Origin of the sequence: Pantoea sp. ME81 (genome assembly GCF_903970985.1) — a bacterium.
GTDB lineage: Bacteria > Pseudomonadota > Gammaproteobacteria > Enterobacterales > Enterobacteriaceae > Pantoea > Pantoea communis.
Genome location: NZ_CAJCKS010000155.1, coordinates 1 through 11,259, shown reverse-complemented (window position 1 = coordinate 11,259; position 11,259 = coordinate 1). Strand labels below are relative to the sequence as shown.

Here is an 11,259-nt window from a genome sequence, read left to right as displayed (position 1 = left end):
TGCGGCGGAGATCGTGAATAGTCCATTTATCCCCCATGTCGCCCATCTGACGATTAAGCGTGTCCTGCGCATTATTGAGAGATTTACCCGCGATAGGCTCAAATCGGCGGTGTGGGGCTAGTGACGGCGATGGAAACAGCCATCCCTTATCACCAACTGCTTCACGCTGTTGCGCCAATACATCCAGCGCCACGCTGTTCAGTTTCACTGTGTGAGTTTTAGCCATTTTCATGCGGCCCGCTGGCACAATCCATAAACCTCGCTCTGTGTCTATTTCATCCCATTTGGCGTTGCAGGCTTCAGCTTTACGCACCCCCGTGGCAAGGATAAACCGGATCGCCTGGTGCGCGGTTCCTCCGGTTTCGGTCAGGTGCCAGAGTGCGCGCATTTCTTCAATGCGAAGGTAGCGCTGACGCTTTTTGTTCAGTTCGCCTTTACCGAACACATCAACGTCCGCGCCATTTAAAAGCTTTGGCAGGCTCCAACCGTCAACGGTTTTCATTGCGTAGTCACACAAGCCATTCAGGAGGAATATTGCGCGGCGGCGCGGTTCCGGGCCTGCTCCGGCCTCTCTCATACTGATCAGGTGGTCGAAGAGACGTTTATAAGTTACCTCCACCAGCGGAGTGCTAGCGAGTTCGCTGGTGGCAATCCACTTACGCCATACTGACAGATAGCCGGGGAATAGTTTCGGTGCGCGGTCTTCAAAAGTTGCCTGCCGTACTGCCCACAGTCGGTTAAGCGTTGGGGCTTCCTCTGCTGCTTTGCTGGCTTCCTGCTCTGCGCGTTTACGGCTAGCTGCTGTCTCGCGTTTCAGCACGCCACCATTACGGCGTATATCATAGGCTTGCTGGTGGGCTGTGCGCGCTTCTGCCAGGCTCATTGGTTCCGCGCCGATGTAATGCCCAAGAACAAAGGTTGACGTGCGATCAAAGTTATAGCGCCATGATGCCGCAACAATTGCTGTGTTGCCTTCCATGCGTTTCAGGCGCACTTCAATAACAAGGCCAGTCAGATCCCCGTTAGAGATCTGCATCGTTAACTTTGCCAACGGCTTGCCAGTGCTGGTAGTCTCTCCGTCAACAAAGCGGGCGCGACAATGCTCAATGAATTTTTTAAGGCGCTGATCGCCGTCAATAATGGTGAATGGCAGCGGCTTAAGTTGGGAAGTTTTGCTCATGTTGGATAATCGCCTGTTGGGTTTTTGTTGTTACACCCAAACAATTTGCCAACACAACGGCTGTTTACTGGGTGTTATTAGGTGTTACTTGGTGTGACACCATATATGACGAAATCCTTTAGCAGCAAGGCTTCAGCTGTTATTTGGTGTTATTAGCTGTTATTAGAGATTAATCAAAATTCTATCTGATCTGGATAATGCCAGCGTAGGGAAGTCAGATGCCTGACCGCATTCGCCTTCTTGATCGCCGGTTGGGAGTTTTATGACACAGCCTGACCTTCTTACCCCCGCGCAATTCGCGCAATCTCTGCAGCTGCTGCGTCAGCAGGCACCGCTGGTGCACTGCATGACCAATGACGTGGTGCAAACCTTTACCGCCAATGTGCTGCTGGCTTTGCAAGCCTCTCCCGCGATGGTGATCGATGCCAAGGAAGCCGCGCAGTTCGTGAGTTTTGCCGATGCGCTGCTGATCAACGTCGGCACCTTAACCCGCGACCGTCGCGATGCGATGCTGGCGGCGGTGCAGTCCGCCTCTAAAGTCGGTACGCCCTGGACGCTCGATCCCGTCGCCGTTGGCGCACTCTCATTCCGTACCGAATTCTGCCAGCAGCTGCTGAGCCTGCATCCCGCCGCGATTCGTGGGAACGCCTCGGAAATCCTCGCGCTGGCTAACCAGGCTGCGGGCGGGCGCGGCGTGGACAGCGTGCATCAGGCCGATGCCGCACTCAGCGCGGCGCAACAGTTGGCACAGGATTACCACACGCTGGTGGCGGTCACCGGCGAAGTCGACTACGTCACTGATGGCAAACGCACGCTGGCCATTCCAGGCGGCAGCCCGCTGATGACGCGCGTGGTCGGCACCGGCTGCGCGCTTTCCGCCGTGGTCGCGGCCTTCAGCAGCTTACCGGGCGACCGCTTGCAGCATGTGGCGGCGGCATGTCGCGTGATGTCGCTGGCGGGTGAGCAGGCGGCGCGTGCTGTTCAGGGGCCAGGCAGCTTTGTCGCGGCTTTCCTCGATAACCTCTGGACGCTGGAGGTTGCCGTATGAAACGCATCAACGCGTTAACCATTGCAGGCACTGACCCGAGCGGCGGCGCGGGCATTCAGGCCGATCTCAAAGCCTTCTCCGCGCTGGGTGCGTATGGCACCAGTGTGATTACCGCGCTGGTGGCGCAGAACACCTGCGGCGTGCAGTCGGTGTATCGTATTGAACCCGATTTCGTTGGCGCGCAACTGGATTCGGTGCTGGACGATGTGCGTATCGATGCCGCCAAAATCGGCATGCTGTCGGAAACCGCGATTGTTGAAGTGGTGGCCGAGCGGCTGAAACGCGCCAGCCTGCCGTTTGTGGTGCTGGATACGGTGATGATTGCCAAGAGTGGCGATCCGCTGCTGTCGCCCGATGCAGTGGCCAGCGTGCGTGAACTGCTGTTGCCGCAAGTGTCGTTGATCACCCCCAATTTGCCGGAAGCGGCTGCGCTATTGGGGCGTGACATGGCGCAGGATGAGAAAACCATGCTGATGCAGGGCGATGCGCTACTGGATCTCGGTTGTGAAGCGGTATTGATGAAGGGCGGTCATCTTAGCGATGCTGAGAGCCCGGACTGGCTAATCACGCGCGCGGGCCGTCAGCGTTTTACCGCACCGCGCGTCAATACGCGCCATACCCACGGCACCGGTTGTTCGCTGTCCGCGGCTTTAGCGGCGCTGCGGCCACGTCATGATAACTGGGCGGACACGGTGAGCGAAGCCAAAGCCTGGTTGCAGCAGGCCTTGCTGCACGCCGACTCGCTGGAAGTCGGCAAGGGCATTGGTCCGGTGCACCATTTCCATCAGTGGTGGTAGGGCAGCAGAACGGCGATTAAGGCGTGCCTCTACGTTGCAGGATTCAATCTGAAGGCCGCCCATCGCAAGGTGGCAGAATTTTTTTACTGCGTATCCGTCTGAAAAATGGAGTCAGCAATTTGCCAGCCTGGCGCTTTTCGGTCCAGGCTGTTGGGGGCGAATCGGCCATTGCCGGTTCCATTCCAGCCATTTATTTCAGGAGCCAACATGACGGACATCGTACAGTTATTGGGCAAAGAAGCGGATTCACTTCTTCAACATCGCTGCATGACCATTCCAGCGGACAGCCTTTATTTACCGGGCGCGGATTTCGTCGATCGTGTGATGATCGACAACAATCGTTCTCCTGCCGTATTACGCAATATGCAAACCCTGTATAACACTGGTCGCCTGGCGGGCACCGGCTATCTGTCGATTCTGCCGGTCGATCAGGGCGTTGAGCACTCAGCGGGTGCCTCTTTTGCCGCCAACCCGGCTTACTTCGATCCGAAGAACATTGTTGAGCTGGCGATTGAAGCCGGCTGTAACTGTGTCGCCTCTACCTATGGTGTGCTGGCCTCAGTCTCTCGCCGCTATGCGCATCGCATTCCGTTTATGGTCAAACTCAACCACAACGAAACCCTGAGCTATCCCACCCAGTACGATCAAACGCTGTATGCCAGCGTCGAGCAGGCATTCAACCTGGGGGCGATTGCGGTGGGCGCGACCATCTATTTTGGTTCTGAGCAGTCACGTCGTCAGATTGAAGAGATCTCGGCTGCTTTCGAGCGTGCGCATGAACTGGGAATGGTGACCGTGCTGTGGGCCTATCTGCGCAATGATGGCTTCAAGAAAGACGGCGTGGATTACCATGCCAGCGCCGATTTGACCGGCCAGGCCAACCATCTGGCGGCGACCATTGGCGCAGATATCGTCAAGCAGAAAATGGCCGAGAACAACGGCGGCTACAAGGCGGTGAAATTCGGCCATACCGATGAGCGCGTCTACAGCAAGCTGACCACGGAGAACCCGATCGATCTGGTGCGTTACCAGCTGGCGAACTGCTACATGGGCCGTGCGGGATTGATCAACTCCGGTGGCGCATCAGCCGGAGACACTGACATTGCCGAATCGGTGCGTACTGCGGTGATCAACAAACGTGCGGGCGGGATGGGGCTGATACTGGGCCGTAAGGCGTTTAAGAAGTCGCTGAAAGAGGGCGTACAGCTGATTAATGCGGTGCAGGATGTTTATCTGGCGAAAGATGTCACGATTGCCTGATTAAACCTGGCTTACTTGCCATTTCGCGGGCGGGCAGTGCGCGTCCCTGGTCACATACAAATGTATGCTCCCAGGGCCTGTGCGCAGGCCGTCCGCGCACTGCCTGCGCCGCCAACGGTTCAATCCGCTGGGTGTCAATCATCTAAGGCGCTTCAAACCACTCGCTATTACGCTCAGCAATCGGCGTAATGGTCAAAATCATCTCCTGCAGATGACGTCGCATCGCCGCTTCTGCCGCTTCAACATCTTGCGCTTTTAACGCCTGGTAGATGTTTTCATGCTGCTGAATCAGGCTTTCCGGCGGTGACACTTCACTCAGGGTCAGGAAGCGCACGCGGTCCATGGTGGCTTTGATGTTCTCCACCGTTTCCCATGCCAGCAGGCAGTTAATCCCTTCGGCAATCAGGCGGTGAAACTCATCGTCCAGCGCTAAGAATGCCTGGCTGTCGTGACGTTCTGCCGCCAGACGCTGCAACTGAAGATTGTGCTCCAGCGCCATCAAGCCTTCGGGAGTGATCTCCTGAGCAGCACGTCGCACCACGGCAATCTCCACCGCTTCACGGATAAAACGGCCGTCGGCCACACGCTGGGCGGAAATTTTACGCACGAAAGTGCCGCGCTGCGGCAGCACCTGCACCAGGCCCGCTTCCGCCAGTTTGATAAAGGCTTCGCGGACTGGCTGGCGCGACACATTAAAGCGCGCGGACACTTCTTTTTCCGACAGCAACGAGCCGGGATGAATGGCGCAGGTCACGATATCTTTGCGCAGATAACGATAGATCTGCTGATTTACGGGTTCGCTGGTGGTAATGGTATAGGCAATCGACATGCAGCAATATCCGTATTACGGCTGGCCTATGCCAGCCCGATGAGAAAGGTTCAGTCTAATCAGCACGCTGCATCTGCGCTACACATTTGTGAAGGCACTTATGCCTGTGTCACAAGGGCTTGTACCGTAGCGCGTGCACCTTGGGTATTAAGCTGGTTATACAGCTCGGTGACGCGCGAGACAAAGGCGGTCTGATAACGTAAATCATCGCCAAATACCGCTTGTATCCGCAGTAAGGCTTCGACACGCTGTGCACCCTCATCGCTGTGCGCAACGATACTCGCCAATTGTTCTTTCATTGGGTCGCGAATCTCAATCGCCTGACCTTGCTCATCGACACCGCTCACGTAACGCATCCAGCCCGCCACACCCAGCAGCAGATAGTCACACGAGGTGCCGTTACGCAGATGCCAGCGCACGCTGTCCAGCAAACGCTGCGGCAGCTTCTGGGTACCATCGGTGGCAATTTGATAAGTGCGATGCTTGATGGCGCGGTTTTCGTAGCGAGCGATCAGCGAGTCGGCATAGGCGGTGAGATCCACGCCCTGAGTACGCAGCGTCGGGGCCTGATCCTGTAACATCAGCGCGCGTGCCGCCGTGCGGAAGTGGTTATCAGCCATGCAATCGCTGATGTGTTCGTATCCGGCGAGGAAGCCGAGATAGGCGAGGAAAGAGTGGCTGCCGTTCAGCATGCGCAACTTCATCTCTTCAAACGGCAATACATCACTAACCAGCTCAGCACCGGCGTTTTCCCATGCCGGGCGACCGTTAACAAAGTTATCTTCGATGACCCATTGGAAGAATGGTTCTGCTTCTACCGCCACCGGATCGCTGCTGCCTAAGCGCGCTTCCAGGGCATCAAATGCCGCATCGGTCATGGCGGGAACGATGCGATCCACCATGGTGGAGGGGAAGGTGATGTGCGTTTGAATGTAATCTGCCAGTTCGTGGCTATGGCGTTCTGCCAGCTGGGTGACGACGTTGCGCGTGACGTGGCCGTTCTCTGGCATGTTGTCGCAGGACATCACGCTGAATGGCGTTAATCCCCGCTCGCGACGACGCATAATCGCCGCCAGAATCAGGCCCGGCAGCGAACGCGGCTGCGTGGGGTTTTCCAGGTCATGCACGATATCAGGATGATCCGGATTGAGCTTGCCGCTGGAAGGCATGTAGCAATAGCCTTTCTCGGTCACCGTCATCGAGACAATCGCCACATCCGGCTGGCTCATCGCCTCAATTACCGCATCAATGCCGTCGCCTTTGCCATGCAGCGCTTGCGTCACCACGCCAATCACGCGGGTGTGCAGGCTGCTATCGGCCATCTCGGTGAGGGTATAAAGCAGGTCTTGCTGACGCAGCGCCTGAATCAGTGCGCCACTGTTGAGGTTCACTTCGCAGTAGCCCCAGTCGCTACCTTCCGTTGCCAGTTTATCGGTCGCGAGCGCCTGATGGGCACGGTGAAAAGCACCAAAGCCGATGTGCACCATGCGGGTTTTTAACTGGCTGCGGTCATAAGCGGGACGTTGGACGTCGGCGGGGAGGCGATCAAGCTCTAACATGCGTTTTCCTTTTAGCAAACGGGGCGCAGAGCGCCCCATTATGGTCAATCTGTTATGCGGACACCGGTTTATCTACGGTCTTTGGGCTGCGAATCACAAACAGCACCAGCATCGCACCAATCCCGGAGACACAGCCCGCCAGAATAAAGGCGCTGTCGAATTTACCGGTGTGCTGCACGATATAGCCCGTGACAATCGGCCCAACAATCCCGGACAGGCTACCAATCAGATGGATAAAGCCACTGATGCTGCCGACACGGCTTTTGTGCACCACATCCTGAATAATCGCCCAGTAAATCGCACCGGTGATGTAGAGGAAGAAGATGGAGATCGACATCATGATCACCGCCGAATTCACCTCTTTAATCGTTCCCGCCAGTGCTACACAGATGGCGGCAGCCAGCAGCGAGACCACCAGAACAATTTTGCGCGACAGCAGCAGCTTGCCGGTGATGTTGAAAATCTTATCCGAAATCCAGCCGCCCAATGCGAGGCCGACGAAGCCGACAATCCACGGGATCATGGTGGTGATACTCATGGATTTAATATCCAGGCCGTGCGCCTGCACCAGATAAGCCGGGAACCAGCTCAGGAAGAAGAACAGAATATAGTTGTAGCAGAAGAAGGCAAAAGCGGTGACCAGAATAATCGGCTGACGCAGGTAGTAACCCATGCCGTGCGCTTTGCCTGATGAATCGATGACATCAGCCGGTTCTTCCGCTTTCAGTTTCTCGACCAGCGCGCGCTCTTCTGCAGAGACTTTTTTGCTGCGTGCCGGGTTATCAGCAGCGAAGAAGAACCACAGACCCATCCACACCAGGCCAATCACGCAGATCACCACGAACGCCGGACGCCAGCCAAATGATAACGCCAGATAGCCCACAATCGGACCAGCGACGGCCCCACCCAGCGGCGAACCCGCACTCAGCAAGCCCATTGCGGTAGCGGCTTGTTTTTTCGGGAACCAGCCGTTGATGGCCTTGTTTGCCGAGGCGCAGATTGGGCCTTCCGCCATGCCAAACAGCACGCGCAGAATCATCATGGACCAGAAGCCGGTCGCCAGTGCGGTCATGCCGCAGAACAGCGACCACATACCGACGGCGGTGCCGAGCACGATAGTCGGGCCGAATTTATCGGTCGCCAGGCCACCGATAAAGTTAAACAGCGCGTAGCCAAAGAAGAAGCTACCGAAAATCATGCCGAACTGTTCGGCGTTGATCATCAGGTCTTTTTCTACCAGTGGTACAGTCAGAGAAAGGGCAATACGATCGAGGTAGTTGATCATATAAACCAGGAACAACAGCAGTACGAGGGTCCAGCGTAGATTCTTTAACATAGAAACTCCGTTTCCCCATCATGCTTCAATCTGTTTCTGTGTGGCCTGTTTAATCTCATCCCCTTCGGGGATTGAATCACTTGCCGCTTTGATACAGCCTGAAGCATTGAGAGGATTATTATATTGGCCGGCGGGTACGCACCGGATTAAGGACACCTGGTGTGAAGATTAACTTAACCCATGTGCAGAATCACTTTGCAGCAGGTGCGCGGATCTTTTTCGAACAGCGTCATCGCTTTTTCAATCTCGGCCAGCGGGAAATAGTGGGTGACTAATTTCTCTGGCTGAATCTGACCTTTCTCCATCCACTCAATCACCTGCGGGAAGCGATTGCTGTTCAGGCGCGAGGTAAACAGTGATAACTCTTTGCTGGTTAACGCCTGCTGCGTGATGCTGCAAGGCTCACCGGAGAAGCCGAGCAGGCCAATACGCGCCGCCGGAGAGGCGAGGGCAGCGGCTTCTGCCAGAATGGTCGGATGGCAGGCGGCATCGATGATCAAGGTTGGCTGCACGCCTTCCAGCTGTGCGGCCAGCGGAATCTCACTGTTGTTGAACACCTGATCAGCGCCATTTTCCTGCGCCAGCGCCAGACGTTCCGGCAGACGATCCACCACCAGCACTTTTTCCACGCCGTAGACGCCTTTCAGCACCTGAATGGCGGTTAAGCCCATTGGGCCTGCGCCGTAAATCAGCGCCACGTCATTAGCCTGCGGTTTGAGGAAGGCGGTGATGTTCGCCGCGATGGTGAACGGTTCCACCAGGCTAGCGAGTTTGTCCGGAATAGAAGCGGGCAGAGTAAAAGCGTTTTTCGCCGGTGCCACCGCAAATTCGCTGAAACCACCGTCATGGTGAACACCGATTACCTGCAGTTCTTTACAGACGTTTGGGCGACCGATGGAGCAGGGGTAGCAGTGTCCGCAGCTGACGACCGGATCCACCGCCACACGCTCGCCGATACGCGCGGCATCCACGCCTTCACCCACCGCATCGATCAAGCCAAAGAATTCGTGGCCAATCACGCGCGGGTATTTGGCGAATGGGTTGTGGCCGTGCCAGATGTGCACATCTGAACCGCAGATACTGGCAAACTGCACTTTGACGCGCACTTCGCCTGCGGCTGGTTCAGGCAATGCGCGTTCTGCCACTACCAATTCACCCGGTTGTTCAATTACGACACTTTTCATCATCTACTCCTTGCCAGATACACACTTAATTGGTGGATTTGGCAGCAACGGGAATGCAATGAATGAAAAATACGCTTGCCAATACTACCATACAAGTCGGCGTTAAAGAGTTGTGAAGAGAGTCACAGAGTGCAGGAAGAGGGAGCGAAGAACTGTGGCAGTTTGGGAGATGGGGCAGTGGAGTTGGAGTGGGGCTGAAATATGCAGAGATTTGAGATGTGGGATTTTCAGTTTGGGTTGAGATTCCCAGGCAGGCCGAAGATATTCAAACAGGGTTGAGGTGTTGAGTGGGTTGCGATGTTCAGAGTGATATGAGGTCTTCAAGCTATGTTGGGGTGTTGAATTGGGTTTGAGATGTTCAGGCTGTGATGAGATGTGCAGGTTTGGCTGAGATTTTCAGATTGAGCCGACAATGACTTTAGCTAGGACATCGCCCAACTATTCCATTCATCGCCTCCCAAATTGCAGGCATAAAAAAAGCAGCCTGATAGGCTGCTCTTTTCAAGAATTTGGCTCCTCTGACTGGACTCGAACCAGTGACATACGGATTAACAGTCCGCCGTTCTACCGACTGAACTACAGAGGAATCGTTTGGAACGGGGCGCATAGTAACGAGCAGGCTCTGGGTTGTCAAAGGCCTTTTCTACATTTTTTACTGACTGCTGAATAAAGCGTCAATTTTACGATTTTCTCCGCCTTAGCGCGCTGAATCACCCTCCATAACAGGATGATTTGTGATGCAAGTCACTTATGTTATGCAAAATTACATTCTGATTTGTCGATTTTGTCAGATACCTCGCATGTATGATCACAGATATTTCATTTCACCGTTGTGGCGGCCAAAAGCGAAACATATATTCCAGATCAATTCCCACCCACAACTCCAGGTGCAGCATGAACAAAGTCAGAATCGGAATGATCGGTAGTGGTTACATTGGTCGTTGTCACGCCATTGCTTACGCGCAGGCTCCCACTGTTTTTGCGCTGAAAGGCGAAATCGTGCGTGAAATGCTGGCAGAGGTGAATCCTGAACTGGCCGCGAAACAGGCGGCAACCTTTGGCTTTGCCCGATCAACCGGCGACTGGCACGAGCTGGTGCGCGATCCCAATATTGATGTGGTCGACATCTGCGCCCCGAACTTCCTGCACAAAGAGATGGCCCTGGAAGCGATCCGCAACGGCAAACACGTTTATTCCGAGAAGCCGCTTTCGTTGTCTGTGGCCGATGCAGAAGAGATGGTGCAGGCCGCGCAGCAGGCAGGCGTCAAAACGCTGGTGGGCTTCAACTACATGAAAAACCCGACCAGCCAACTGGCGCGTGAAATCATTGCGCGTGGTGAAATTGGTGAAGTGATTCATTTTTACGGCACCCACAACGAAGATTATCTGGCACGTCCGGAAACCCCGCTCGACTGGCACTGTCAGAAAGCGCTGGCCGGTTTAGGTGCGCTGGGCGATTTGGCGGCGCATATCGTTAACATGGCGCACTATCTGGTGGGCGACATCGAAGAAGTCAGCGGCGATATGATGACGGTGATTAAACAGCGTCCCGATCCGAAAGACCCTTCACGTCTGCTGCCGGTAGAGAACGAAGATCAGGCCAGCGCGTTACTGCGCTTTAAAAACGGTGCACACGGTGTGTTCGAGACTTCACGCATCGCCTGTGGCAGCAAAATGGGCCTCACCTACGTGGTCACCGGCACCAAAGGCACGCTACGCTACACCCAGGAGCGCATGGCCGAGCTGGAGCTGTATATCCATGATGAACCTGCTGGACGTCAGGGCTTCAAAACCATTCTGACTGGCCCGGCCCATCCGGATTACGCCAACTTCTGCGTATCAGCGGGTCACGGTATTGGTTTTAACGATCAGAAAACCGTTGAGATCCGTGACTTGATCAACGGTATCGCAGCCGGCGATCGTATGTGGCCAGATTTTGCCGAAGGCTTGCAGGTGCAGAAGGTATTAGAAGCGGTAGCAGTATCCGCCGTCGAACGTCGCTGGATGAAGGTGTAACGCCCTTCTGCAGCACGCACCCAAGTTAATGAGCAGGCTGGGGCCGGTTT

9 protein-coding genes and 1 tRNA gene are annotated in these 11,259 nt (G+C 55.4%); 4 read left to right on the top strand and 6 right to left on the bottom strand.

The annotated features are described in order from the left end of the window. A partial coding sequence (locus H7A81_RS21495) for a tyrosine-type recombinase/integrase (RefSeq protein WP_182058671.1) occupies positions 1-1,180 on the bottom strand: 1,180 nt, incomplete at its 3' end. A 262-nt stretch (positions 1,181-1,442) separates the two neighbouring features. On the opposite strand from H7A81_RS21495, the gene thiM reads away from it, so the two are divergent. From thiM to fbaB, 3 genes are all read left to right on the top strand, one after another. Further along, a complete protein-coding gene (thiM, locus tag H7A81_RS21490; RefSeq protein ID WP_182058670.1) occupies positions 1,443-2,228 on the top strand; it encodes a hydroxyethylthiazole kinase in 786 nt (261 codons plus the stop codon). Further along, positions 2,225-3,025 carry a bifunctional hydroxymethylpyrimidine kinase/phosphomethylpyrimidine kinase gene (gene thiD, locus H7A81_RS21485; protein WP_182058669.1) on the top strand — a complete coding sequence of 267 codons (801 nt, stop codon included), beginning with the start codon at positions 2,225-2,227 and terminating at the stop codon, positions 3,023-3,025. Before thiM ends, thiD begins: the two co-directional genes overlap by 4 nt. Positions 3,026-3,232: 207 nt before the next feature. Next, positions 3,233-4,285, top strand: coding sequence for a class I fructose-bisphosphate aldolase (gene fbaB / locus H7A81_RS21480; RefSeq protein WP_045832840.1), 1,053 nt, complete (start codon positions 3,233-3,235; stop codon positions 4,283-4,285). 142 nt (positions 4,286-4,427) lie between these two features. Here the strand turns inward: fbaB and H7A81_RS21475 are convergent, their stop codons facing one another. The 5 genes from H7A81_RS21475 to H7A81_RS21455 all read right to left on the bottom strand — a co-directional run bounded on the left by H7A81_RS21475 (position 4,428) and on the right by H7A81_RS21455 (position 9,779). Then, on the bottom strand, positions 4,428-5,114 hold the full coding sequence (locus H7A81_RS21475) for a GntR family transcriptional regulator (protein ID WP_034824871.1): 687 nt from the start codon (positions 5,112-5,114) through the stop codon (positions 4,428-4,430). A gap of 98 nt (positions 5,115-5,212) precedes the next feature. Then, the gene (locus H7A81_RS21470) at positions 5,213-6,673 is read right to left on the bottom strand and encodes a mannitol dehydrogenase family protein (RefSeq protein WP_182058668.1); all 1,461 of its coding nucleotides are present in this window, start codon (positions 6,671-6,673) and stop codon (positions 5,213-5,215) included. Positions 6,674-6,725: 52 nt separating this feature from the next. Continuing rightward, positions 6,726-8,009, bottom strand: coding sequence for an MFS transporter (locus tag H7A81_RS21465; RefSeq protein WP_182058667.1), 1,284 nt, complete (start codon positions 8,007-8,009; stop codon positions 6,726-6,728). A gap of 173 nt (positions 8,010-8,182) precedes the next feature. Continuing rightward, on the bottom strand, positions 8,183-9,193 hold the full coding sequence (locus H7A81_RS21460) for a Zn-dependent oxidoreductase (protein ID WP_182058666.1): 1,011 nt from the start codon (positions 9,191-9,193) through the stop codon (positions 8,183-8,185). 510 nt (positions 9,194-9,703) lie between these two features. Then, positions 9,704-9,779: transfer RNA gene (locus tag H7A81_RS21455), tRNA-Asn, on the bottom strand. A 308-nt stretch (positions 9,780-10,087) separates the two neighbouring features. Here H7A81_RS21455 and H7A81_RS21450 point away from each other — a divergent pair. Further along, the gene (locus H7A81_RS21450; RefSeq protein ID WP_058961411.1) at positions 10,088-11,209 is read left to right on the top strand and encodes a Gfo/Idh/MocA family protein; all 1,122 of its coding nucleotides are present in this window, start codon (positions 10,088-10,090) and stop codon (positions 11,207-11,209) included. Positions 11,210-11,259 lie beyond the last annotated feature (50 nt).

Excerpts from the sequence above, each read along its gene's own strand:
- H7A81_RS21470 (WP_182058668.1), bottom strand. The coding sequence starts at position 6,673 with ATGTTAGAGCTTGATCGCCTCCCCGCCGACGTCCAACGTCCCGCTTAT.
- H7A81_RS21460 (WP_182058666.1), bottom strand. The coding sequence starts at position 9,193 with ATGAAAAGTGTCGTAATTGAACAACCGGGTGAATTGGTAGTGGCAGAA.
- H7A81_RS21450 (WP_058961411.1), top strand. The coding sequence starts at position 10,088 with ATGAACAAAGTCAGAATCGGAATGATCGGTAGTGGTTACATTGGTCGT.
- H7A81_RS21465 (WP_182058667.1), bottom strand. The coding sequence starts at position 8,009 with ATGTTAAAGAATCTACGCTGGACCCTCGTACTGCTGTTGTTCCTGGTT.
- thiD (WP_182058669.1), top strand. The coding sequence starts at position 2,225 with ATGAAACGCATCAACGCGTTAACCATTGCAGGCACTGACCCGAGCGGC.
- fbaB (WP_045832840.1), top strand. The coding sequence starts at position 3,233 with ATGACGGACATCGTACAGTTATTGGGCAAAGAAGCGGATTCACTTCTT.
- H7A81_RS21475 (WP_034824871.1), bottom strand. The coding sequence starts at position 5,114 with ATGTCGATTGCCTATACCATTACCACCAGCGAACCCGTAAATCAGCAG.
- thiM (WP_182058670.1), top strand. The coding sequence starts at position 1,443 with ATGACACAGCCTGACCTTCTTACCCCCGCGCAATTCGCGCAATCTCTG.